Origin of the sequence: Anatilimnocola aquadivae (assembly GCF_049819085.1) — a bacterium.
Taxonomy (GTDB): domain Bacteria; phylum Planctomycetota; class Planctomycetia; order Pirellulales; family Pirellulaceae; genus Anatilimnocola.
The window spans coordinates 2,108,729-2,134,619 of the sequence record NZ_CP187419.1 but is presented as its reverse complement, the minus strand read 5'-3'; the positions used below and the strand labels follow the sequence as shown (position 1 = coordinate 2,134,619).

At 58.8% G+C, this 25,891-nt stretch carries 14 protein-coding genes; 8 read left to right on the top strand and 6 right to left on the bottom strand.

Going from position 1 to position 25,891, the window contains the following annotated elements:
- The first annotated feature begins 219 nt into the window (after positions 1–219).
- Positions 220–1,689 carry a Gfo/Idh/MocA family protein gene (locus NA78x_RS08485; protein WP_425618005.1) on the top strand — a complete coding sequence of 490 codons (1,470 nt, stop codon included), beginning with the start codon at positions 220–222 and terminating at the stop codon, positions 1,687–1,689.
- A 43-nt stretch (positions 1,690–1,732) separates the two neighbouring features.
- A complete protein-coding gene (locus NA78x_RS08480; protein ID WP_425618004.1) occupies positions 1,733–2,392 on the top strand; it encodes a hypothetical protein in 660 nt (219 codons plus the stop codon).
- A gap of 1 nt (position 2,393) precedes the next feature.
- On the opposite strand, the gene NA78x_RS08475 is transcribed toward NA78x_RS08480, so the two are convergent.
- Positions 2,394–3,215 (bottom strand): ThuA domain-containing protein, encoded by an 822-nt coding sequence (locus NA78x_RS08475; RefSeq protein ID WP_425618003.1) that lies wholly within the window; start codon positions 3,213–3,215, stop codon positions 2,394–2,396.
- Between the two features lie 295 nt (positions 3,216–3,510).
- Here NA78x_RS08475 and NA78x_RS08470 point away from each other — a divergent pair, with 295 nt between their 5' ends.
- On the top strand, positions 3,511–4,116 hold the full coding sequence (locus tag NA78x_RS08470; protein ID WP_425618002.1) for a biliverdin-producing heme oxygenase: 606 nt from the start codon (positions 3,511–3,513) through the stop codon (positions 4,114–4,116).
- Positions 4,100–6,865 (top strand): ATP-binding protein, encoded by a 2,766-nt coding sequence (locus NA78x_RS08465; protein WP_425618001.1) that lies wholly within the window; start codon positions 4,100–4,102, stop codon positions 6,863–6,865. The genes NA78x_RS08470 and NA78x_RS08465 overlap by 17 nt, the downstream gene beginning before the upstream one ends.
- Before the next feature lie 546 nt (positions 6,866–7,411).
- Here NA78x_RS08465 and NA78x_RS08460 read toward each other — a convergent pair.
- Complete coding sequence (locus tag NA78x_RS08460; protein WP_425618000.1) at positions 7,412–8,746, bottom strand: PQQ-binding-like beta-propeller repeat protein; 1,335 nt, start codon at positions 8,744–8,746, stop codon at positions 7,412–7,414.
- 876 nt (positions 8,747–9,622) lie between these two features.
- Between NA78x_RS08460 and NA78x_RS08455 the strand changes: the two genes are divergently transcribed.
- Positions 9,623–9,919 (top strand): hypothetical protein, encoded by a 297-nt coding sequence (locus NA78x_RS08455; RefSeq protein ID WP_425617999.1) that lies wholly within the window; start codon positions 9,623–9,625, stop codon positions 9,917–9,919.
- 94 nt (positions 9,920–10,013) lie between these two features.
- On the opposite strand, the gene NA78x_RS08450 is transcribed toward NA78x_RS08455, so the two are convergent.
- Both NA78x_RS08450 and NA78x_RS08445 read right to left on the bottom strand, forming a co-directional pair.
- Complete coding sequence (locus tag NA78x_RS08450; RefSeq protein ID WP_425617998.1) at positions 10,014–11,291, bottom strand: exo-alpha-sialidase; 1,278 nt, start codon at positions 11,289–11,291, stop codon at positions 10,014–10,016.
- Positions 11,292–11,855: 564 nt separating this feature from the next.
- Positions 11,856–14,507, bottom strand: coding sequence for an amidohydrolase family protein (locus NA78x_RS08445; protein WP_425617997.1), 2,652 nt, complete (start codon positions 14,505–14,507; stop codon positions 11,856–11,858).
- 385 nt (positions 14,508–14,892) lie between these two features.
- Here NA78x_RS08445 and NA78x_RS08440 point away from each other — a divergent pair, with 385 nt between their 5' ends.
- Positions 14,893–17,610 carry a hypothetical protein gene (locus NA78x_RS08440; RefSeq protein WP_425617996.1) on the top strand — a complete coding sequence of 906 codons (2,718 nt, stop codon included), beginning with the start codon at positions 14,893–14,895 and terminating at the stop codon, positions 17,608–17,610.
- A 21-nt stretch (positions 17,611–17,631) separates the two neighbouring features.
- Here NA78x_RS08440 and NA78x_RS08435 read toward each other — a convergent pair whose 3' ends face one another.
- Together NA78x_RS08435 and NA78x_RS08430 are read right to left on the bottom strand one after the other, a co-directional pair.
- A complete protein-coding gene (locus tag NA78x_RS08435; protein ID WP_425617995.1) occupies positions 17,632–17,952 on the bottom strand; it encodes a hypothetical protein in 321 nt (106 codons plus the stop codon).
- Positions 17,953–17,977: 25 nt separating this feature from the next.
- Positions 17,978–19,435, bottom strand: a complete 1,458-nt coding sequence (locus NA78x_RS08430) for a tetratricopeptide repeat protein (protein WP_425617994.1) — start codon at positions 19,433–19,435, stop codon at positions 17,978–17,980.
- Between the two features lie 685 nt (positions 19,436–20,120).
- Here NA78x_RS08430 and NA78x_RS08425 point away from each other — a divergent pair.
- Together NA78x_RS08425 and gltB are read left to right on the top strand one after the other, a co-directional pair.
- Positions 20,121–21,233, top strand: coding sequence for a LysR family transcriptional regulator (locus NA78x_RS08425; RefSeq protein WP_425617993.1), 1,113 nt, complete (start codon positions 20,121–20,123; stop codon positions 21,231–21,233).
- 65 nt (positions 21,234–21,298) lie between these two features.
- Complete coding sequence (gene gltB / locus NA78x_RS08420) at positions 21,299–25,885, top strand: glutamate synthase large subunit (RefSeq protein WP_425617992.1); 4,587 nt, start codon at positions 21,299–21,301, stop codon at positions 25,883–25,885.
- Positions 25,886–25,891 lie beyond the last annotated feature (6 nt).

Here is a 25,891-nt window from a genome sequence, read left to right as displayed (position 1 = left end):
CGGGCAGGCATCTACTCTCGTTTATCGGTCCCATTGTGCGACCGGGATGAACGAAAAGCAAGGTCAACAAAGGCTAAAGCTACGTCCCGCCTGGGCGCTAAACCGATGGAGGGTCGTCTGCCCCTCTGCAGCAGAGCTTGTTTCCAGTATCGATAAGCAGTTCACGCGGTGGTTAGAATGTCGGGCAACCAATCACTCTCCCCTTGGTAGGAACTTGTCATGAAACTTTCACGACGTGACTTTGTTGAGAACGCTATCATCGCGGCCACGGCCGCGCTGGCGACAGGTACGGCGAAGAACGCCTTTGCTCAAGAAGGTTCCGCTGCGAGCAAAGTGGGCCCCAACGACAAGTTGCGGGTCGCAGTGATCGGCGTGAATGGTCAAGGCGGCAGTCACGTCGGCGAATGGCTCAAGAATCCCGATGTGGACCTGGTTGCGATTTGCGATGCCGATCCCGGAGCATTTGGCAAACGCGAGAGCTCATTCAAGGATCAAACGAACCCGCCCAAGTATGTGCAGGACGTGCGCAAGCTGCTCGACGATAAGAGCATCGATGCCGTTTCGATCGCCACGCCCAATCACTGGCATGCCGTGATGGCCGTGTGGTCGATGCAAGCCGGCAAGGACGTGTATGTGGAAAAGCCGTGCAGCCATAACGTGCAGGAAGGTCGCGTGATGACGCAGTGGGCTCGCAAGCTGGGGCGCATTTGCCAGATGGGTGTGCAAAGCCGCAGCATGACCGGCATGCGCCAAACGCTCGAGTTCGTTCACAGCGGCAAGCTCGGCAAGGTGCAAGCGGCTCACGCCATTTGTTATCGCCAGCGAGACAGCATCGGCCTCGTCGATACCGAAGCGCCCATTCCTAAGGGGATGGATTTCGACCTGTGGTGTGGCCCTGCGCCGCTCGTAGTGCCAAAGCGCAAGAAGCTGCACTACGACTGGCACTGGGTGCGCGCGACGGGCAACGGCGATCTTGGTAATCAGAATCCACATGAACTCGACAAGGCCCGCTGGGGTCTCGGCAAGCAAGAGTTGCCCAAGCGCGTCATCAGCCTGGGTGGCCGGCTGGGATATATCGACAACGGTGACGTCGCCAACAGCCAGGTCACCATTTATCAATGGGACGATGCCCTGCTGATCTCCGATGTGCGCGGGTTGCCGATCAAGACACCCGTCACGTTCGGCCTGAAGGGTGGCCCATTCAAGGGTGCCGCGAATATCTGGTATGGAACCGAAGGCTATGCCGTGGGTCCGAACTATACCTCGGGTGTGGCCTTCGATTACGACGGCAAGGAACTGGGCAAGTGGAGCGGTGGCACCTACCAGGCTCACTTCGCCAACTTTGTGAAGGCGATCCGCAGTCGCAACCATAAGGACCTGCATCTCGATATCGAAGATGGTCACCTGTCGAGCGCACTGGCTCACCTGGGCAATGTCTCGTGGCAGTTGGGCAAAGCGGTTCCGCTGGGAACTCGCCCCAGCTTGCTCGCCGAAGACAAGCACGTGGTGAAAACGCTCACCAGCTTTGAAGAGCACCTGAAGGAGCACAACGTCGACCTTACGAAGACGCCGTTCTCGCTCGGGCAGGAACTGGTCATTGATCCCAAGACGGAACTCTCGACGGATGAAGCAGCCAACCGCCTCTTCACGCGAGAGTATCGGAAGGGATATGAGTTGCCGAGGGTGTAAAGCGTCGCCCAAGGGCCTGCAGCGACAGCGAAGGAGCAAGTGTATGTTGGAAGAGTGGAACCTGTGGGATCTCTACAACTGCGAGCCGGTCTTTCAATATGAATGTCCGCTGCAATGGGAGCACCTGCGCCAGACAAAGACGCCTGGCGTCAGGTTCTGTGAAGCCTGTGAGAAGTTGGTGTATTTTTGCAGCACCCCCGAAGAGTTCGTCCGTCAGGGCGAGCTCGGCCGGTGTGTCGCCATCGCACCCGAGTTGACGATCAAGCGGGAGCTGGTCCCGAAATGGAGAGATGACAGTGATCGCAGAATTCCAATGGGACTTGTTGATTACACTCCGATGATCAAGGCAGAAAAAACGCGGATGGCCTTCTGGGCGGAAGTCCTCAAGCTCAATCCCGACCTGCCCCACGAATTGGTAACACTGGATGACGCCAGCGTGCAGGTCGAGGAATTTCGGCAGCGGGAAATCGACCAAGAGAAAAAGATGGCCGAGTACGCCGCAGAGCTAGATGTCCTTCGGGAAGCCGAACGCGTGAGGCTCGAACGGCAAGTCAGGGTTCAAGCAGAACTGGCGCGGATCGCGGGAATGTCCAATCAGGAAGCCTGGGATCGGGCCGGCAATTGTCCCAAGTGCGGCTTCTCTCATCGTTGGGACGGATCGCATTGCTCACACTGCGGTCACCCACACTGCTTGCCGGACTGAGCTACTTCGCCACTTTCACTGGAGCGTACCCAGCTTTGGGCGTGCCGTTCTCATCGAGTTTGTCGCAAGCCCAGAGCAGGCCGCGCGTGACGAGGTCGAGATAGACCGGATCGCGCATCGTGGCGTTGCCGTGCCCGAGCGTCGTGCCGAAAACCTTGCCCTTGCCGTAGGTGTTGGTCCAGATCACGACGTGATCCCGCTTGGTGTCCTCGCCATACGACTGGGCGAGCGGCACCAGGTTCGGCCAGAGTTTTTCGTTCTTGTAGAGCTCGTCCATCGGGCTCACCCAGCCATCGGGAAAGCCCTTCATTACGGGATGATCGGCGGCGATGGTTTTGATCGTGAGGTCGCGTGACTTCTCGTGGCTCATCGAGGTCTGCCCAATCGCTTGTCGCCATTCGTCAGTCTTGGCCGCGCGATAGCTGTGCGTGGAACAATGGAGCATCACGGCGGGCACGCCTTCGTAGTGAGGCTTGGCGATTCGCTCGACATACTTGACGTCTTCAATGGCGCCATAGCACTCGTTGTGCAGGACCACGTCAAAGCCCTTGGCCCAATCGGCATTGGCATAGATGCTGACTTTGTCCTTCCGATCTTTCCCTTCGTGGACGATCTTGAACTCGACATTCGCGCGGGCGGTGAGCCCTTCCGAGAGGATCAGTTTTTGAGCTTCATAGTCGTGGCAGCAGCCGCCGGTAACCATCAGCACGCGCAGTGGCTTCGTCTCTTGCGCGGTCACGTGCGAGGGGAGATAGCCGGCTAGCAAGCTTGTAAGCAGAAGGGCAAAGGCTAGGTTGCGCAGTGGGTGAGAGATCGCATTCATGAGGTGGACTCGTCGCGAGGCAGAGAGGAGGAACAGGAGTCATGTTGAATGCTCGTAATGTACATTCCCACCACGTGATGTGCACCAATTGACTTGCTCGGTTTCTTCCGCTCTTTTGGATCAGCGGCACGTTGATTGCTTTACGAAAGTTCGGCAATGATTACTTCATCCGCAGGCAGGTTTGCGCTGCGACTGGCGGTGCATTGGCCGTTTTGAAGCCAGGCTGACCAAATAGCGATCAAGGCTCCGTTTCCGATCATTCCCACTTCCAATCACTCCCAGCCATTGCACACCTATGTCGTTGAGGGATCAACTGAAGCGGGAGACCGCCACAGTCCATGAGCGAGTCGAAGCCGAGCTAAACGTCCTGCGGCGAGATTTCAGCGAAGCCGATTACCGGTCATTGCTCGCGACGTTTCTTGGTTTCTATCGCCCCTGCGAAGATCGGCTGAAAGCGGCCACAGCGGGAACGAGGTACGAAACTTTGATCGCCGAACGCCTCAAGTCTCCAGCCCTGGTCGCAGACCTACAAGCAGCGGGTTACACATCGGGTGAGATTCGAGACCTGCCAGAAGCAGACGAACTGCCGCGCATCGCCACCATCGCCGATGTGCTCGGGGTGATGTACGTTCTCGAAGGTTCCACGCTGGGGGGAGTAGTCATCGCTCGTCATTTGCGTCAGCATTTTAGTTGGCCCGCGAGTGATTCGTTCCGATTCTTCAATGTCTATGGAGACCAGGTGTCCCAACGCTGGACTGCGTTTGTTCAGTTGCTAGCCGAGCAGGCGAGCGAAGATGTCGCGCCCCGAGTCTGCCAGGCGGCCCGTTACACGTTTGAATGTCTTGAAGGTTGGTTGCAACACAGCAACACACCGAAAGCCAGTGATGCAAGCCATACCTAACAACTCGGTCGACTTAACCAGTTGCGACCGAGAGCCCATTCATATTCCCGGCGCGATTCAGCCCCACGGCATGCTCGTGGTCGTGCAGCACGGTACGCTGACCATCCGCCGAATCAGCGACAATGTGCAGTCGTTGCTGGGCCAATCGCCGGAAGAGCTCATCGGCCAATCGATCGATCGCCTCTGTGCTACGCCCGCCGATGCATTACAACTCGCCTCGCTCGGTCACGACTTCACCACGGCCAAGCCCGTCTACTTGTTCACGCTGTCTCTCCGCAACAGCGACCATCGCTGGGATGTGATCGCGCACGCGCAATCCGAGTGCATCATTCTGGAATTCGAGCCTTCGCAGAATCCTTCGGGCCTCGATACCAGCGATCTGTATCGCCGCATCCAGTCATCGCTGGTCCGCTTGGAAGAAGCTCACTCCGTGCAGGAGATGTCGGAGATCTGCGCGGAGCAAGTGAAGTCGCTCACGGGCTTCGACCGCGTGATGGTCTACCGCTTCGATCGCGAGTGGAACGGCGAAGTGGTCGCCGAACAGTTGCGATCTGACCTGGAACCCTTTCTGGGCCTGCACTATCCGGCTTCCGATATTCCCCAGCAAGCCCGCGAACTGTACACCCGCAATTGGCTGCGATTTATTACCGATCGCGACTACCGCCCCTCGCTGATCACTCCCCTCTCGGGCCCAGAAACCAAGCAGCCGCTCGATCTCAGTTTCTCGGTCCTGCGCAGTGTCTCTCCCATCCATTTGGAATACCTGCGGAACATGGGTGTCTGCGCGTCGATGTCGATTTCGATCATCCGTGGCGGTCGCCTCTGGGGGTTGATTGCCTGCCACCACTATTCGCCCCGCTACGTTCCCTACGACGTGCGGAAAGCGTGCGAATTGCTCGGGCATTTCATGTCGTTGCACTTCATCAATGCGGAAGAGCGCGAGTTCGAAGCCGAACGCTCGCAGATGAAGCGGACGACCTCGCAGCTGATTCAGAACCTCACCGCAGCGGAAGATGCCGCGGCAGCTTTGCTTGAGTCGACTCCAAACCTATTGAGCCTGGTCCCGGCAATTGGCGCGGCCGTCATCAAAGGGACTCACTGCTTTCGCATCGGCCATGCACCGAGTCAAACCGAAGTCCAAAACCTCGGCAATTGGCTCCTCGATGAAGGGGGCGATACGTTCGCCACCGACGAACTGCGCAAGCATTTCGGCTCCGGTATTCTGACGGCTGTGGCTGCCGGCCTGCTGGCCGTCGTCGTCAATCGCTCGCAGCGGTTCGTCGTGCTGTGGTTTCGTCCCGAGCAAGTTCGCCTGGTTAATTGGGCCGGCAATCCCGAAAAATTGGATCAAACAGCGGCCGAACCAAATCGACTTTCTCCGCGAGGTTCGTTCGCTCTGTGGCAGCAAACGGTACGCGGTCGCTCGCTCCCTTGGACAGAAAATGAAATCGCTGCTGCCAATTCGCTGCGAGATAGCATCGTCCAGCTGATGCTCCGCCGCGCGGAAGAACTGGCCGTGAATGCCGACGACATGCGCCTCGCCAGCGTGGAACGCGAGAAGGCCCTCGAAAGCGAACGAGCGGCGCGCGTCGAGGCGGAACGACTCAATCGCATGAAGGATGAGTTTGTCGCCACCCTCTCGCACGAACTGCGCACGCCCCTCAATGCGATTCTCGGCTGGACCCAACTGCTGCGAATGAACAACACCAATCTCGGCCAGGAAGCTTCGCAGGCGATCGACGTTATCGAACGCAACGCGCGGGCCCAGGCCGTGATGATCGAAGACCTCCTCGAAATCAGCCGCATCGTCGCCGGCAAGATTCGCCTCGATCTGCAGGATGTCGACGTGGCCGCCGTCGTGCTTTCGGCCATCGAAGCCGTGGCCCCGGTGGCCCATAGCAAGGGCGTGCGACTCGACAAACTGATCGATCCCCTGCGTGGTGCCAAGACTTCCGCCGACCCGAACCGTCTGAAGCAGATCGTCTGGAATTTGCTGACCAACGCCGTCAAGTTCACGCCTAAGGGGGGCAAGGCGCAGGTGGTGCTGCGCAAAGTGGAGTCGCACATCGAATTGACCATTGCCGATTCCGGCATTGGCATCTCGGCCGACTTTCTGCCGCATGTGTTCGATCGCTACCGGCAAGCCGACGGCACGTTCTCGCGCAGCCAAGGTGGACTTGGTCTGGGCCTGGCCATTGTGCGGAACCTGGTTGAATTGCACGGTGGCAACGTCTCGGCTCACAGTCAGGGCGAAGGCATGGGAGCCACCTTCGTGGTCACGTTGCCCTTTGTTCCACTTCGCCCGGAACAACTGGGTTCGGTCGAATCCAGCAACCACGACGCATCCGCAGGTGAGCCCTCGCTGCTGCAGGGGCTGCGCGTACTCGTGGTCGATGACGAACTCGATGCTCGTGAAATGCTCAAGCACCTCCTCAGTTCGCGAGGCTGCGAGGTGACCACCGCCGAACGAGCCGCCATCGCTCTCGACCTGCGCAAGACAAAACCCTTTGATGTCGTCATTTCCGATATCGGCATGCCCCAGGTCGATGGCTACGAATTCATGCGTCAATGGCGACAAGCGGAATCGATCGACAAAGCCCCCCGCCTCCCCGCGATCGCGCTCACCGCCTACGCCCGCAGCGAAGATCGCCGCAAGGCACTCATGGCCGGCTTTCATTCGCACGTCACCAAGCCCGTCGAAGTTGAAGAACTCCTCGCTGTTCTCGCCAGCGTCGCCAACCGGGTGTAGGGCAGCGGTTCCTTTCAAACTGCTGCCCGGGCCAGCCATCAGCACCGGCATATCCATTGTTGTGGCGCAATCGCGTGGGTAAACCCAATCGGGAAGCGTGCCAGCCGGGATGGCATCTAGCGCCTCGCTGGAATGAGGCAGAATCTGCTTGACAAAAAATCACAACTTACAGAAAATGTACTAAGGATAAATTCGGGGCCTCGTCGGTAGGCGAGCCCGGTGTTGCGAAACTGGGAATCGGGTGGTCTCGTTGCATGCGGATAGAGAGACACGCCAACGGTCACGAGTGGGGGTACGGATTGTTACCGAAGAAATGAAGTGAGCCTTCTTGCTGCCATGCCGAACAAAGACGATGGCTCGGTCGGCACAGGCGCGAACCTCACGGCGTCGCGGAACGCGGCATCGAGATCGATTCGCCGTGTGCCCGCGTACTTCTTACGCGCGGGGGCAAGGGGACAAACCAAGCCAATTCGCGAGCCGTTCAACTACTTCAATACGCCATCACGCGTTGGGCTACGGGGAGAGATCGCGGTGGTTGCGGAATGTTCACTCCGCAATGCAATAGAGATGCTTTTTGCCGCGGAGGTACATCTCTTTGCCGACGATGGCCGGGGAAGCGTCGAAATCGTCGTCGAGTTTGTTCTCGGCCAGGATTTCGAGTTCGTCGGCATGCTTGATGACGAGGAACACGCCGCGTCGCGAGGTGAAGTAGACCTTGCCAGCCGCGCCGACAGGCGAAGCATAGGTGTTGGCGATTCCCTGCAGGCGCGTGCGCTCGATCAGAATCTTGCCAGTCGCGGCATCGACGCAGGAAAGAATCCCTTCGTTCGACTGCGTGAAGTAGAGGCGTCCGTCGTAGAGCAGCGGCGACGGGATGTAGGGAGTGCCGCGGTCGAGCTTCCAGGCAATCTTATCGGTATCGGTCAGATCTCCTGTTTGATCGAAGGGCAACGCATACAACGCGCTGCCGCGATAACCGCTCATGCAAAAGACGAGTTTTTCGTTGGCCACGGGCGAAGGAGTGACGTTCGTCACCTGCCCGGCACATTGCCAGAGGACGTCGCCCGTCTTCAGGTCGTAGCTGCGAACTAGATTCGTGGCATTGGTAATCACCTGCGTGTGACCGGCCCGCTCAACGATGAGCGGAGTAGCCCAGGCGGTGTTCTGTTCGTCGCGATCCTTGCGCCACAGCAGTTCACCCGTATCGGCATTTTGCGCGGTGATGAACGAAGGCCCATCCTGGTCCCAGGTGGTGACGAGCGTATTGCCGTGCAAGGCTGGCGAGCTTCCTTCACCAAAGCTGTTACGAGTCTTGAGCGTGCCGAATTCCTTTTGCCACTTCAGATTGCCGTCGAAGTCGTACGCATAGACGCCGCGCGAGCCAAACGACACACACAACCGTTTGCCGTCGGTAACGGGCGAGCCCGAAGCGTAGTCGTTATCGGGGTGCACACCTTCGTGTGGCACGCGCTCCGTGGCTACTTTCTGCCACAGTGTCTTGCCCGTCTTGCGATCGAGGCACATCACCACGAACTGAAAGTAGTTTTTTGGAAACGTGATGCCAAACGGCCGCTGAGGCTGATCGGCCACATCGGGGACCGTGTCGACGACCTTGTCGGTCTTGATGGCGGTGAGCAGGAAGATGCGATCGCCCCAGACGATGGGCGTCGAACTTCCTTCGCCGGGAATCTCGACTTTCCACTTCACGTTCTCTGTCTCACTCCATTTCGTCGGCGGGTTGCCTTGCGGAGCAACGCCGTTGAACTGCGGACCTCGCCAAGCGGGCCAATTCTGGGCAAACTCGGCCTCCTGGGCGCGTGACGTGGCAATACTCAAACCCAGAGCTATCCAAGCGATACAGCAAGCAACAAATCGGGACATAACAGCCTCTCCAGCAGTTTTCACCGGCAAAACGTCTCCTCAATCTAATCGTGCCCACCAGACCGCTGCCAGCCCCAAGGTAGTCATCTCGCTCCGCCGAGATAAAGCAGCGATAACAGCATGGAAGGAGAAGAAGACCATCTTGCGGAGCAAGATGACTACGGTGGGGGACTACGGTAAGAGCCAACGAATCAGCCTTGACCTTTCTGTCGGGGCTGCGAAAATGGAAAGCGTGGAAGCAGCACTCCGCTCGTGAGCATCCCATGTTCCGTTATCGCCCCTCACCGTCGACCCGCTGGCTCGTCCTGAGCTTGCTGGCGTTGCAGTTGGGATTTCTTCCCACTGGGGTGATGGCGTGCGCATGCAGTGGGACGGAAAGCTGCTGTGCTCAGTTGGACGCCCGTTGCGAGTCTTTAACAAAGACCGACCTGGCTACCGAGTCCTTCGATTCCTGCTGCTGTGCTACGACAGGTTGCTGTACGGACAAGCACCATCGTGCGGAGCAAGATGACAGTCAGCCGATCGCCGGTAAGCGGATCGCTCAGAATCTGGCCCCGCGCACCGGCAATTGTGCGTGCTGCGTAGCACCTGCCCGCCCTGCACAGTCGACGGTGCCCACGCAAAAGTCGGCTGAAAAAGAAGCTCCTGCAGCGATTGTCGTTCCCGTTGTTGCGCAATTACCCGTCGTGGTGCCGACGTTGCCCGATGGTTGTCAGTTGCCTTCTTTCGGTCCTCCAGCGCGAGGACCCTCCGTACAGATCGCCTTTTGTGTCTGGCGGAATTAATCGATCCTGAGCGCGCGGCGCAGACGCTCTGTGCTCGTGCGCATGTGTTTTTCGAACTGTTTTTGAACACATGTTTCTCAGGAGATTTCTCATGTCTTGGTTTCTATTGACTCTCGCTGCGCTGTTGGGTTTCGTCACTGCGGGCAACACTTCGGCCGATACCGCGAAGTCTGCACAAGCCGGCTGCTGCTGCGGCGCGGCCTGTGTTTGCGCGGATTGCCAGTGCGTGGAATTAGGCTGCGATTGCGATGCTGGCGGCCCTTGCGTCTGTGACGCGGCCTGCTGTGCCAGCGGCGCTTGCTGCGATTCCGCAGTCCAAAAGCCTGCGGCTAAGACGCCCGCTAACGAGCGGGCTGTGGCTTGCGGCACCGACTGCTGCGCGAAGTAGTCGCGCGCAACGTCCGATCGTTTGATCGCCAATCAACCATCAGGTCCCGCGTTCCTGCGCGAGCGCGGGGCCGTTGTTGGTTGTGAGGGAGCGACTAACTGCGAAACGCCTTGTTCTCTTGGTTCCACTGGATGCGGGCGACCCAGACACTGCCATCGCTGCCGTACTTGTTGTCGACAGCCATGATGTGGTTCGGTCCCCACGTTTGCATCCATTCGGCAACGGTCACCCACGTTTCGTGCGGGCTGACCTGCGTCACGCCAAAGTTGCCGAGCCGCGCGCCACGTTCGGGTACGAGAACCTGTTCGGTCGCGCGAATCACGCGCAGCTTCTTGGGATCGACTTGCGCTATGAACAGCGGCGCGCGATGCCGAAAGACGTGATCGTTGTTGGCTCCCTTGCGGGTGTAGGCCAGATACAAGGCGTCGGAGTGCGTGACCCAGTGTTGCTGCGTGTTGTAGTTGCCGAGGTCGCTACCATCGTCGAATTTCCAAGGCTCGATCGGCCCGAACTGCAGGCCATCTTTGCTGCGCGCGACGAAGCCCAGCTTATCGTTGCGGAGGGTGAGAAAATACTCGCCTTGGAACTTGGTGATAGACGGTTCGTGCAACCCGCGCGTCTTGTCATCAATCGAGAGTTCATTGCCGTGCTCTTGAAACTTCAGCTCCTTGCCATCGAACTGGCAACGAGCGACCGTCACACGTGAGCTCTTCCCTTCCGGCTTGTAATAGATGGGGAGCAGGATCGAACCATCTTCCTCGTCGTAGCGTTGCACGCAACCTGGACCGGCGTTTTTGAACTGCTCACCGGCGAGGGGCATGCGAGCCCACTCCGACCAGGTGCTGGTCTTTGGATCGTAGGTCGAATAGGTCGTACTGCGCGGGCGCGGGTCCTTCACCTTCCAATCGGGCGTGTAGACTACATCATGCCCGGTGCCGAGCAGCGTCTTCGAAGCAGCATGCCACGTTGGCCAGCAATCGCTAAGGGCGACCGGGCGTTCCACTCCGTTGATGGTTTCCGTTCGGGGCTTGAGTGGTGCCTGGTCGGTGGGCTTCGTCCAGGTTCTGCCCAGATCATCAGTCTGCAGCGAGTACACCGCTTTGAACACGTCGCTCCCATTCACGTCGAGCGTGTTCATGGTCATCACCACCCGCGGCGCACTCTCTTTGCCCGCGCCGGGCACGATCCCTGCCCGGGGATGACACCAGCAAGTCTTGCCGTCGTAAAACTTCGTCGGCACATCGCGGCTCAGCTTGTAAGGCTGCTTGTCGCTCACCTTCACCTCTTCGCCCGCGAGCACGCCCCGCGGCGTTAGGCACGAGAGCGACACACCGGCAATCAGCGAATTGCGAACAAAGTCTCGGCGTTGCATGGAGAGGTTCTTTCGTTAAGTTGGCAGGGTTAAGGCTTTACTTTGCGTCAGGTCTTCACGCCCAAGGCGTGGGGCAGTTTTTGAACCGCTTCGCGGCAACCACCAAAATCGCGATTCCAATCGTGCAGGCCATCTATCGCCATGCTAGGCAAGCGTGAAAGAATACGAGACTTATTTACGAGATCCATGCCTCAGCAGTTGACCGGGCATTGCTCCCGGGCCTCTTTCGCAGCACGGGTCCAGTCAGCACGGAAATGAGGTGATATCAATGTCAGGTAGTGTGATAATTTCTGAGAACAACATTTGGAGTATCGCGAGTAGAGTATTTTACCCCTTGATGCTCAAAGTAAAGCAAGAGTATTTTGGACATCCCTCCGAGGATACTGATTCAGATGAACTGTTTGAGCCTCTGGAAGCATTCAATTTCGTTGCCCTAGATAACTCGATTGCATTCGACCGTTTTCTAGTCGCCTGCCAGCGATTTCGCAGGTCGCTAAAGGCCCAGGACGAATACGCCTCTGCAATTGACAGTTTGATCGCCCAAATGATGTCTGATCCACGGTTTCATTTAGAGTGAACTCCCTTCGCTGGTCCATGCCGCAGCACTTGCCCAGGCATCGCGCCGCTGTGCTTACCGCGGTCGAGAACGAGTTGGCCGTTGACGATGACGTACTCGATGCCGTCGTTGTAGGCGAAGGGTTCGGTGTAGGTCGATTTATCGAGGACGCGGTCGGCGTCGAAGAGGGTGAGATCGGCGAAGTTGCCGGGCCGCAGTTCGCCCCGCTCACGCAGGCCGATCTTGGCGGCGTTGAGCGAAGTCATCTTCCGGACGGCATCTTCCAGCTTGAGGAGCTTGGCCTCGCGAACGTAGACGCCGAGCACGCGCGGAAAGGTACCGAAATTGCGCGGGTGAGGATTGCCTCGCTTCAGCGGACCTTCGGCGGCATAGGCCGAGCCATCGGAACCGATCGAGCACCAGGGCTGCGAAAGAGCCAGGTTCATATCGGCCTCAGTGTGATGCGCATAGACGGTCGGAACCGAACCACCTTCTTCGAGAAGTAGATCGAACAGTACGTCGAGCGGTTCCGGCGGCGGTGATTTTCCTTCGGTCTTCATCGCCTGCACGCGATCCATCGTCAGTCCCTGGTACGCGCCACCACCGCTGATGAGCATGCGGCTCCAATCGCCGCCGACTGCTGTGTAATGGTTGTACCAACCCGGCAGTCCGCTGGTGATTTCACGTTTCAGCCGTTCACGATTCTTGACGTCCTTCAGCCTCAATAGGAGCTGGGCACGTCCCCCTTCGTGAGCCCACGGCGGAATAATGCTCGCGAGGTTGTTGTTGCCGCGCGTGTAGGGATAGACATTCGCTTGCACATTCACGCCCCGCGCGCGAGCCTCTTCGATGAGCTGCACAATTTCCTTCATGCGCCCCCAGTACTCCTGATCGGCGATCTTGAGGTGAATGATGTCGACGGGGATCTTGGCGCGCTCGCCAATGGCAATGGCCTCTTTGATGGCCTCGAAGACGCCGGTCCCTTCGTTGCGATTGTGCGTTGTGAAGATGCCACCCTTGGCGGCCACGACCTTTGACAGCTCCACCAGATCGTCGGTTGTGGCGAGTGAGCCTGGCGGCATCGCCAGGGCGGTCGACATCCCGAAAGCACCATCGTCCATCGCTTGCGCGAGGAGTTGTTTCATTTCGGCGAACTGCTCGGGCGTGGGACGCTCGAACGACTTGCCCATCACCGATTGCCAGACGTTATCGAGCCCCACGTAGGTGGCGACGTTCACCGACATCTTGCTGTCTTGCAAGGCCTGAAAGTAATCGGTGAGTCGGCGCAGTTCTCGCTCCTTACCGCTGACTTTGGCCTTCAGCGGATCGAGTTTGCCGAGATAGGGCCCCGACGAAGATCCTTCGCCGAGCACTTCGGTGGTCACACCTTGGCGAATCTTGCTCTGAGCATGACCATCTTCCAGCAAGAGCGTGTCGGAGTGCGAATGCATATCGATGAAACCGGGAGCCACGACGAGCCCCTGGGCATCGATCTCTTTTTTTCCCTTGCCGGCAATCACGCGGTCGATCGCCACGATTTTTTGATCACGAATGGCAACATCGCCGCTGAACCACGGATTGCCAGTGCCATCGACGATGCGTCCGCCGCGAATCACCAGGTCGTAATCGGGTTTGGCCACATCTTCGGGCAAGGCGAGCAGCAGCGCGATGGTGGCCCAACTGCCGGCGGCGATGGAGATGAACTGATCTTTGCCGTGCGGATAGCCCGATTCGAAGTACGCCTGAAAGGGCTTGCTGCGGGACTTCACATGCCACGAGCCATCGGTTTGTTGCTGCTGAAGGAGAAAACGCAGGCCTCGTTGATAGGCGGCATCACTGGTGGGGAGACTGCCGCTTTCGTGCAGTGCGACGAGTGCAGAGCCCGTGGCATAAGCGTCGCTCTCGAGCGCCGTTAGTTGAGCCCAGCCTCCATCGGCTCGTTGCAACTTGAGCAGAGCTTCTTTCGCGCTCGCGATTGCTTCCGCGGGTGCATCGATGATCTCGAGGGATCGCAAGCGGAAGACGTGATCTTCGGTGTCTTTGGCTTCCGCACTCAGCAGCCACCTGCGGACCTGATCTCGCCGGGCATCGATGCGAGGCTGTTGTTCGGTCGTGCCATAGGCCTGTAATGAATAGAGCGAGACATACGTGGCGGTAAAGGGACTGGCTTCGGTCGGCGGGCGATTCGAAACCGAGCGCCAGTGGTCGCTATCCTTTTGGAAGAGCAGAAAATACTCGGCGACGGCGGTCGTCACTTCATCGCTGGGCCAACTGTCGGCGGCGAGAGTCCACAGCGCGTAGCCAGCCATATCGGCTTGGCCACCCTGACCTTTCCCTTCGAGATAACGGGCCTTGTTCTTCTCAAGGAAAGCAGCCGTGTGCGCTAACTGGGCCCGCAGGTGTTCTTCGTCGATGGCATAGCCGCGCGTTTTGGCAGTCGTCAGGGCGAAAATCGGTAGGCCCTGGTTGTGGCAGGTAAAGCACTGCTTCCGTTGTTCGAGCGAACCCTTCGCCCCCGCCACCAAGAGCGGCAGCGACTTATCGATGGCCCCTTTGATTTGCTCGGGACCAAGTGGAACAGCCTGATCGTCGGCAAACGAAACGGCCGAACCCAAGAAAGCCAACAGTGCAGCGAAGAACAGCGGCCGATGGTGGTTCATACGTGCTCCCAGTATTTCCTGAGCCATGCACGGACGCTGCCGGCTCAGGGAAAGGCGAATGTCACTTAGTGTCGCGGCTGAAAGTGCCAGCTGCAACTGTTCGCGGGGGTGAGCAAGTTAAGCGGCATGGCTTTTCTGCTGCGATTCGGGGCCGTAAACTTGGGGGGCTAGGTTGTGCGTGCCTCTTTCCGTCTGCGAGGTTCGCCCGCGATCTCAGCACCTTGTCATTTTTCACAACTGGCCTGCAATCGTTTCCCTCTGCAGGCTGCGGAAAGAGCGTATGCGGCTTGTGCACTCGCGGACCGACTCAGCATCTGTTTCCTCGGCGAATTATTCCTCTGCGGCAGCATCCGCACGGCGTCACGCCTTCTTAATTTGGCTGCTGGTGACATTGTTTCTGCTGCCACTCGCAGGCTGTCGCGGCTGCTGGTCGTCGAATGCCAATGGCAAAAAACTGACGGCCGAGGAAGAGCAAGCCGAAAAAGAGAAGAAGAAAAAGAAGCTCGCCGAAAAGCCCAAGATGGATTTTGATGTTCCGCCGACGATCATCTTGCCGAACGAATCCGGACAAGAGCTCGAAGAGAACCCCGACGCTCCAAACAAGCAAAGCTCGCCCAAGGTGGTGTTCTTCACCAAGCCCGGGCATTGGATCGCTGCCATCCAGCCCGCGAAGGCAAACAACTTCGACTTTCAGGGCGAGTTGCGCACGTTCGCCATGGATCAAAACGAGGATCCGCTGGATGTCGAGCATACCGACTTTCGCCTGAGCATCTTGCGCCCCGCATCGTTGCCCAAGGGCCAGCAGAAGCGTTTTGAAACGATGTTCTACTTGCCCAAGCGCGGCAACCTGTTGAGCAAATCGTATTCGCTGCGAACGGAACTGCGGGCCACGCGAACGTCGCGGTTGCCAGAAATGGTGAATGTCGCCGGCAACTCGCTGCTGGAGCACGAGTACTACATGGTGGTGCTGGCGAAGAACAATTCGTCGTATGTCGACCTGACCAAACTCGACAGCGTGCAGTTGCAAGACACCGATCTGGCCGGCTCGTTCGAAGATCGCCGCATCAATAAGTTCTACCAGGTAGTGTTGCCGCGAGTCGATAAAAGTGTGCCGCTGCCGAAGCATCCGCTGGCGTGGACGATGATCGCCTACATCGTTTGGGATGATGTCGATCCCACGGTCCTCACCGCTGAACAACAGGCGGCGATGCTCGACTGGCTCCATTGGGGCGGTCAGCTGATTGTGAGTGGACCGAACTCGCTCGATCGGCTTAAGCAGACCTTTCTCGAACCTTACCTGCCCGCGGAGAGCGGCAAAGCACTCGAAATTGGCAACGATCAGCTGAAGGAGATTAACGAGCATTGGTCGGTACCCACCACTTCAAAGAATCTGCGCAAGCCGACCACGATTCAAGTGCAAGAAGGGAAGCCGCTGGTGGGCGTCGAACTCCTCAAGCATGCTGAGGCCGAGTGGCTGCCGAACACAGGCGAGTTGGTGATCGAGCGGCGAATCGGCCAGGGGCGCATCGTCGCGACGGCGTTTCCGCTGTCGGCGTTTCCGTTTCGCTATTGGGCCAGTCGCGATAATTTCTTCAACGCTGTTCTGCTGCGGCGACCGGCCCGCAGCTTTGCGGTCGATAGCAACGGCCTGGGAGATTTGCATGTTCGCTGGCACGGCCCGATGATGCCCGCGCGCGTGGACGATCCGCGCCTGGCAACAACCCTGCGCTACTTCAGCCGCGATATCGGCCACGGTAACGTCACGCCGTCAGCATCTTTGCCCAGCAATCCGATTGATCCGCTCACCAATGCGCCGGGCCCACGCAGGAACCGCCGCTTTCCACAGCCGCCGGGCCCGCCTCTGCCTCCTTTGCCGGCCGATCCCGCGATCGTGCCGCCTGTGGTCGGCTTCGCCACCGACGAGCAACTGCGCCAGGCCGAGATCGATCGCCTGGAACGCGAACGCGCGCGCAATGTGAATATCGCGCCGGGAGGCATCGCAGACTATCGCTTTGCCGGCTATCAGTCCGATCAACTCTCGGGCGTCGGAGGCTGGAACGATTTCAGCGGCGCTGCGGAAGCGGCGGTGGCCGCGCTCAACGACGCCTCGGGAATCAAGATCCCCCGCTCCGAGTTTGTGATTCAAACACTGGCCGTCTATCTGCTGGTGCTCGTTCCCCTGAATTGGTTCTTTTTTTGGCTAATCGGCCGCGTGGAATATGCCTGGGTCGCGGCGCCGATCATTGCCGTGATCGGCGCGGTTTCCGTGGTGCGACTCGCGCAGTTGGATATCGGTTTTGCGCGCAGCCGGACCGAGATTGCGCTGCTCGAATCGCACGCGGGCTATCCGCGGGCTCACGTCACGCGGTTCACTGCGCTCTATACCTCGCTCTCGACCAACTACGACCTGCGGTTTGAAGATCCTAACGCCCTCGCCTTGCCGCTGGCCTTGGGAGCCAATCATCAAAGGCACATCACGCGCAATGCTGACGATGTGGCTTTGACGCAAGACGAGACGATCGAACTGAGTGATGTCTACGTCAACTCGAATTCAACCGGCAAGGTCCATGTTGAGCAGATGATTCCACTCGACGCCGCGTTTCAAGTAACTGGCAACGAAGACAAAGGGTGGCAACTCGAGAACGGCAGCCAGTTTTTGCTGCGACACGCGGGCATCCTTCGCCGTCGCGCCGATGGCGAAATCGAAACGGCGTACTTTCCCGATATCCAACCGGGCGCGACCGTCAAACTAAACTTTGCGAAGCAACAGAGTCCCTGGGTGCCCCAGTGGAACAACTCGGCGATGATGTCGACCGATGCGACCCCGGATGATGAGAATCGCGTGCGCTTGCATCGCCTTTCGGAACTGGCCGCCAAGCAATTGCAACTGCTCCCCGGCGATATGCGCCTCGTCGCCTGGACCGACGACAACATTCCCGGCTTGCAGATTCGCCCCGCTGCGGCCCAAAGCACCACCTTCACTCTGGTACTTGTTCACTTGAAATCTGCGGCACTCCCAGAGCCCGCTTCCGACGCCAACCTGCGGATTGAGGTGAAGCAGGACGAGGTCCAATCCGAAGACGAAAAAGAAGCCAGCAGTTAGATCCTGGCACCGGTCTATTGATCACCACACGCGAAAGTCGATGTTGCGTCGATCTTTCAATAGCGGCCACGCTTTGCGTTGATCGAGCCAGCGGATTGCCAGCCACAAGGCAATCGCCAGCGGAATAGCGAAGATGCCAAATGGGATTAGGAAGAAGGTGAGCGAATCGCTTACAAACAACGAGGCCAGCAACGCCAAGGGGCCGAGCACGGCGAGTAGCATCACCCGCCACACAGCAAAAGTACGACTCAAGGCGTTGCCGAATTTGTCGCTCACGGCGAGAGCAACGAGAAACGGAATCTGCTTCGATCGTGGCGGTCGCTTCGAATGTCTTCTGGCCATGTTGCCGATTGTAGCCAGAAACTAATTACGCCATTGGTGTGCTGCTGGCGATGCGACGTTCGCCCGGCGAGGGCGGAAGCGCGTTGGTGCCCGGTGCAGGCTGAATGCTTTGCAGCAGTTGGGCCGCATCGCGGAAACGGGGATCGATCCGCAGCAGTTCTTTCAGATAGCGAACGGCCGCTTTGAGCAGCTTCATCCGCATGGCGAGTACGCCCAATTGATACAGCGCCTGCTTGCGCATGGTGGCTTGCTCGGCGAGAGCGGTTTCTGCTGCCTGGCGAAAGTAGTGCATCGCCTGAGCCACTTCGCTTTGTTGCAACAGGCACTCTCCCAGTTCGAAGGCCGCCGGGGCTCGTTCGATGGGGTCGCCCAGCGCGGCTGTCAAATGCTTGATTGCCTCGCGCAGCTTCGAGGCGCGCTTGAGTCGCACGCCCAGTTCGTACTGCAGCGCCAGGTTCTCCGGTTGTCGCTGGCTGCGGGATTGAAACACCGCAATCTCCAGCTTGTCCCGCTCACGCAAGGCTTGAGCAAGAGCGTTCTGGGTGACTTCCGTAGGATGTTCTTGCGCGTCCTGACGAGCCAGGGCGACACGCTCTTCCGAGACCTTCATCGCCACTTCTTCCCACAGGGCAACGACCTGCGGGTGATTGTCGGTTGCAGCGCGGCCGCGATTGAGCATTCGCTCAGCATCTTGATCGCGACCTCGTTCCAAGTAGAGCGGCGCGAGTTGCAGATAGTTTTGTGGGTGCGAGGGGAACTCGCGCACCGCCATTTCCAGTTCTTGAACAAGCGTGCGGGGCACCGGCGCGCTGGTGGTCGTTGGCATCGCCAGCGAGCCAAACACGCGGTCGGCCGGCTTAGCAGGCTCGGGGCGAACACGGGGCTTGGGTTCGGTTGCACGATAGTCTTCGCTGCGACGCTTCAGCCCGTTGCGACGGCGGCTTCGCTCGATGGCCAGCGAAGCGATGGCTCCGGCAGCGCCGGCATCTTCGGGCGAAACGCGTTCGACATTCATCCACGTGCTCAGAGCTTCGTCGTAGCGACGCAATTGGGCGAGCAGTTTCGCCCGCTGACGAAGGACGTCGGCCTGGTCGGGAGCCAGCCTGACGGCGACTTCCAGGTAGCAGTCGGCAGCTTCAAAATGCCCCAGCGAGGCGGCCGCTGTGGCGATTGTTTTCAGCAATTCGACACGGCGCGGAAACTCTTGCAGCAAAGGAATGGCCCGCAGCAACACCTGATCCCAATTCTCATCCTGGGCCAAACGCGACAGTGCCGCAAAGGAAGAAGCCCGCTCATCCAAAGGCTGAGGGGCGGGCGCCCGTTCGAGGGCCACGAGCCAGGCACATGCGAAATCGGCATTCGCGGGCTCGCCACTCACGCACTCGGCGTACAACGCGGCCGCTTCGCTCCACTGGCCAGCCGAGGCCAGGCGACCTGCTTGTTCAAATCGAGTTCGGATGGCTCGGGAGCCAGAATCATCCATTTCGGTGCCTAACAAGGAGGGAGGAACAAGTGGCGGACAGCCTAGTTGTTCAACGGTCTATTGTTCTCTGTATTGCAAGACCCGCCAATAGTTTTGGGACGAATCGAAAGCAGAATCCGCACATTTGGGTGCGGTCGCTAGCGATTTAGCGGGTTGCCGTGACGCCTTGGGCTGCTTCGGGAGAGAACTTGGTCGTATTGCAAGTAGCCGTTCCGTGCCAGCGCGATGCCTGCTGAGCTACTGTCCGCGGAACGGCAAGATCACAGCCACGCCACGGCAACATGCCGCCAGACACGAAACCCTTACAATTTATTACGGGGCTGATTTTACCCAGCTCCTCCGGAACAGCTGAATCTTGCCTCACCGGAAGTAAATCCCGCCGGCACCGCAATCTTATTCATATCCACTCACACGATTCACAGAGCCAAATCTGGTTGCGAATAACGGCAAGTTATCCACCGTTGTCGATGCCTGAAAAGGTCCAAGGGCAGCTGGCTGCACACTGAGGGGGTGCCTGCCAAAAGCAGTTTGACTAATACTGGGTACGACAAAATTCGGAATTGGTAATTGACCGCGAACCCAGCGGCGAATATTCTGTCATATCTTTCGCTGAATTAATGTCACCCTATTATCACCGGGGGTGATTCGTCGCAGTTTGTTCCTCCTCCTCCCCGTTACTGCTGCCATGCAACTCAAATCGCTGAAATTGTTCTGCGATATCGTCGGGCGGCGGAGCTTTTCCCGCGCAGCGGCCGAGAACGGCATTTCGCAGTCGGGCGCAAGCCAGGTGGTCAACACGCTGGAAGAAGAATTGGGCGTCAAGTTGCTTGACCGCACTCGCCGGCCGTTTCAACTAACCCCCGAAGGCGAAGTCTATTACGACGGCTGCCGGAAGATGGTGCAGCAATACTTCGCACTCGAAGAGCAAGTGCGCACCTTACATGCCGAAGTGGCTGGCCGAGTCAGCATCGCCTCGATCTACTCCATCGGCCTCTCGCACATGAACCGCTTTGTGCAGAGCTTTCTCAAGTTGCACCCCAAGGCAAATGTGCGCGTGCAGTATCAGCATCCGCATCGTGTTTACGAACTGGTCGAGACCGATCAGGTCGACCTGGGGCTCGTCAGCTTTCCCCGTTCGACCCGCGCAATCAAAGCAACCTTGTGGCGTGAAGAGCCGATGGTGCTGGTCTGTGCTCCGTCGCATCCGCTCGCGCAAAAAGAACGGGTCACGCTGCAAGACTTGCAAGACCAGGTGATGGTCGCTTTCGAAAGTGACCTGGAGATTCGCGCGGAGATCGATCGGGCGCTGGAAGATGCCGGTGTCGAAGTGCGCGTCTCGATGGAATTCGACAATACCGAAACGATCAAGCGCGCTGTCGAGATCGATGCCGGCATCAGCTTGTTGCCGCAGCCGACGGTCGATCGAGAGTTGGCTGCCGGTGCCTTAGTCGCTCGCCCATTGACGGGGACCGATCTGAAGCGGCCCATTGGTATTATTCAGCGACGCGGCAAAGAGCTGGGCCAAACGGCACAGCGCTTTATGCAGTCGCTGCTGAAGCATCCGGCGACCGCAACGCTCGATACGGTTTCCGAAAACGCAGTTTCTGAAAATGCAGCGCTCGATAGCGCTTTCGAAATAGCCACGCTCGATCAAGAAGATGAGCAAGACGACACGGATGTGGCGACCACTGACGTTTCGTCAGCTCGTCGGTTGCACGGTGAAGATGGCGCGGCGGCAATGCCTGACGAAGCAACGGCTTCGCGAGTGGCAATTGCCGAGCGGCCCAAAGTTTCGTAACTCTGCCGCCGCGACGAACTGTGCCCGCACGACAGCTCGTCGCAGTGGCTCCAGGCAGGTGTGCCATGACGATTGAATTCGAAAACGGATTGCCCAAAAAGCAAGGCTTGTACGACCCAGCTTTCGAAAAGGATAGCTGCGGCGTGGGCTTCATTGCGCACTTGAAGGGGCATCGCAGCCACAGCATCGTGCGCGATGCACTCGAAGCACTCAAGAACATGGATCATCGCGGCGCTTGTGGCTGCGAGACGAACACCGGCGACGGCGCGGGCATTCTCACGGCCATTCCCGACGAGTTCTTTCGCGCCGAAGCGCAACGCCTGTTCATGGCCACGCTCCCCGAGATCGGCCGCTATGCCATCGCCATGGTGTTTCTGCCCAAAGATGCCGCCGAGCGCGAGATCTGCAAAAAGACGCTCGAAAAGTACGTCAAACGACAAGGCCAGAACGTCGTTGGCTGGCGCCCCGTGCCTACCAATCCTACGCTCGCCGACGTTGGTCCGACGGCCATGAAGGGCGAGCCGGTCATCGAGCAACTGTTCGTCACGGCCAGCGAAAACGACGATCGTACGACCTTCTGCCGTCAGCTGTACTTGATTCGCAAGCAGACTTTTCATGCCGTGCGCAAAGACAATCTCACGCAGCGGCACATGTATTATGTCTGCAGCTTTTCGTCACGGATCATCATCTACAAGGGACAGCTCACCGCGCCGCAAGTACCGCTCTATTTCCCGGACCTGCTCAACCCTGAATACACCAGCCATCTGGCGATGGTTCACTCGCGGTTTAGCACGAACACGTTTCCTTCGTGGGAGCGCGCTCAGCCGATGCGGTTCATGTCGCACAACGGCGAAATCAACACGCTCCGCGGCAACGTGAACTGGATGACCGCACGGCAAGGTCAGCTGGAGAGCGAGCTGTTCGGCGAAGACTTGAAAAAACTGCTGCCGATCACTGATACCACCACGAGCGACTCGGGCGTGTTCGACAACGTGCTCGAACTACTGCTGATGGCTGGCCGCAGCCTGCCCGAAGCGGTGATGATGATGATTCCCGAAGCGTGGCAGAACCACGAATCGATGCCGGAGAACAAGCGGGCCTTCTACGAGTACCACAGCTGTTTGATGGAGCCGTGGGACGGCCCTGCGTCGGTCGTGTTCTGCGATGGTCGCTATATCGGTGCCACGCTCGACCGCAATGGCTTGCGTCCCAGTCGCTATTACTACACCACCGACGATCGCGTCATCATGGCCAGCGAAGTGGGCGTGATTCCGATCGATCCGAAACTGGTGAAGGAAAAAGGACGCCTGCAACCGGGCCGCATGTTCCTCGTCGACTTCGAGCAAGGCCGTATCATTCCCGACGACGAACTGAAGAAGAGCATCGCGAACGAGCGGCCTTATGCCGAATGGCTCCGCAATCAGCGGATCGAACTGCGTGACCTTCCCGTTGGTGAAGAAGCGCATGGCTTCGACCCCGAAACGCTCGAGCAGCGGATGCAGGCCTTCGGCTATTCCGTCGAAACAATGCAGTTCATGCTGTTGCCGCTGGTTGCCGAAAAGCGCGATCCGCTCGGCTCGATGGGCAACGATGCGGCGCTCGCGGTCCTCAGTGACCAGCCGCGCATCATCTACGACTACTTCAAGCAACTGTTCGCGCAGGTGACGAATCCGCCGATCGACTCGATTCGCGAAGAAGTCATCATGTCGCTGGAGTGCTATATCGGCCCCGAGCGTAACCTGCTCGCGACCACCGAGCAGCATTGCCATCGCCTGATGCTGCCGCACCCGATTCTCAGCAACGAAGAACTTGCGGCGATCAAGCACCTCGATCATCGCGGCTGGAAGACCAAGACGATCGACATCACCTGGGACCGCAAGGAAGGGACTGCTGGCCTGCTCCCTGCGCTCGATCGCATTTGCGCGGAAGCCGAGCAGGCCATCGCCGATGGATTTTCGCTGGTTGTCTTGTCGGACCGTGCCTCGGGAGTTGATCGCGTTCCGCTCAGTTCGCTGCTCGCTTGTGGCGCGGTGCATCATCACTTGGTGAAACAGGCCAAGCGGACGCAGATCGGCATCATTCTCGAAACGGGCGAAGCTCGCGAAGTGCATCACTTCTGCCTGCTCGTGGGTTACGGTGCCGACGGCATCAACCCGTACCTCGCCTTCGAAGCTCTCTGGAATGCTCAGCGCGAAGGCCTGCTGCCGGCCGAATACTCCGACGAGAAGATTGTGCATGGCTATCAAAAGGCGGTGGCCAAGGGCATGCTCAAGGTGATGTCGAAGATGGGCATCTCGACGCTGCAATCGTACAAGGGCGCACAGATTTTCGAGGCTGTCGGACTCGATAGCGAAATCATCGACCGCTGTCTGGTTGGTACCGCCAGTCGCATCAAGGGCGTCGGCTTCGAAGTACTCGCGCAAGAAGCCTTGCGTCGTCACGAGATTGGCTATCCCAGCCGCGATCAACAGCGTTTGCCGGTGCTGCCGAACTTTGGCGAGTATCACTGGCGGGCCGATGGCGAACGGCACATGTGGGATCCGCAATCGATTTCCGATCTGCAAACCGCTGCTCGCGAAAACAACGCCGACGCTTATTGGAAGTTCAGCAAGCACACCAACGAAGATGCGACTCGCAAAAGCGCGCTCCGCGGCTTGCTCAAGTTCAAAGAGAAGGTCGGCCACGGACCGATTCCGATCTCGCAAGTGGAGCCGGCGACTAGCATCGTCAAGCGGTTCTGCACTGGCGCGATGAGCTTCGGCAGCATCTCGGCCGAATCGCACGAATCGCTGGCGATTGCCATGAATCGCATTGGCGGCAAGAGCAACACGGGCGAAGGTGGCGAAGACCCCGAACGCTTCCAGCCTTTGCCCAATGGCGACAGCAAGCGGTCGGCGATCAAGCAGGTTGCTTCGGGACGCTTTGGCGTTTCGATCAACTATTTGACCAATGCCGACGAGTTGCAGATCAAGATGGCCCAAGGCGCGAAGCCGGGCGAAGGTGGTGAACTGCCGGGTCACAAGGTCGACGAGAACATCGCGCGGATTCGGTACTCGACTCCCGGCGTCGGTCTCATCAGCCCGCCGCCGCATCACGATATCTATTCGATCGAAGATCTCTCGCAGTTGATCTACGACCTGAAGAACTCGAACCCTGCTGCCCGCATCAGTGTGAAGCTCGTCAGCGAAGTGGGTGTCGGCACGATCGCTTCGGGTGTGGCCAAGGCTCATGCCGATCACATCCTGATCGCCGGTGATACGGGGGGCACGGGTGCTTCGCCCCTCACCAGCATCAAGCACGCGGGCTTGCCGTGGGAGCTCGGTATTGCCGAGACGCACCAAACGCTGGTGATGAACGACCTGCGCAGCCGTGTGGTGCTGCAAACGGACGGTCAAATCAAGACGGGCCGCGACGTTGTGATTGCCGCGATGCTGGGGGCTGAAGAGATTGGCTTCTCGACCGCGCCGCTCGTCACGCTGGGTTGCATCATGATGCGCAAGTGTCACTTGAACACTTGCCCCGTCGGCATCGCGACACAAGATCCGGTGCTGCGACAGAAGTTCATGGGCAAGCCTGAGCATGTGATCAACTACTTGTTCATGGTGGCTGAAGAAGCGCGCCAGATCATGGCTCAGTTGGGCTTCCGCACTTTCAACGAGTTGATTGGGCGAGTTGACTGCCTGGAAACTGACGGCGCGATCTCGCATTGGAAGGCGCGCGGCATCGATCTCACTCCGCTGTTGACCATGGCTCCCAAGCCGCATCCCGATGTCGAAGTCTATTGCACGCGCAAGCAAGATCATCAGCTCGATCTGTCGCTCGACAACGATTTGATTCGCAAGGCTCGCCGCGCGATCGATCGCCGCGAGCACGTGAAGTTCGAGAGCAAGGTCATCAATACCAACCGCACCGTGGGCACCACACTCAGCCACGAGATTGCCAAGCGGTGGGGCGAAGACTTGCTGCCGGATGGGACGATTCACATCAAGTTCACCGGTTCCGCCGGCCAGAGCTTTGGTGCGTTCCTCGCCAAGGGTGTTTACCTGGAACTCGAAGGGGACGCTAACGACTACGTAGGCAAGGGCCTCAGTGGTGGTCGCATCGTGATCTATCCGCCTAAGGTCAGCTCCTTCAAGGCGGAAGACAACATCCTCGTCGGTAACGTGCTGCTGTATGGTGCCACGAGTGGCCAGGCCTTCTTCCGCGGTCGTGCGGCCGAGCGGTTTGGCGTTCGCAACAGCGGTGCGCAAACGGTCATCGAAGGCGTGGGCGATCATGGTTGCGAGTACATGACCGGCGGTCGTGTGGTGGTGCTTGGTCCGACCGGGCGTAACTTCGCAGCGGGGATGAGTGGTGGCATTGCCTACATCTGGGACCCGAATGACGAGTTCACCGCCAAGTGCAATCTTGGTCTGGTGGAACTCGAAAAGGTCGAGGCTCCGGAAGACGTCGCCGAACTGCTCAACTTGATCGAGCAGCACTTCAAGTACACGGGCTCGACCGTGGCCGAGAAGATCCTCGCTAACTGGCCCGACAGCACGGCTCAGTTCGTCAAGGTGATGCCCACCGACTATAAACGCGTGCTGCGCGACCGTGCCCGCCACGACGAAGAAGTCGAAGCGGGCGTGCATGGCGTGCCGAACGGACGATAATGGGGT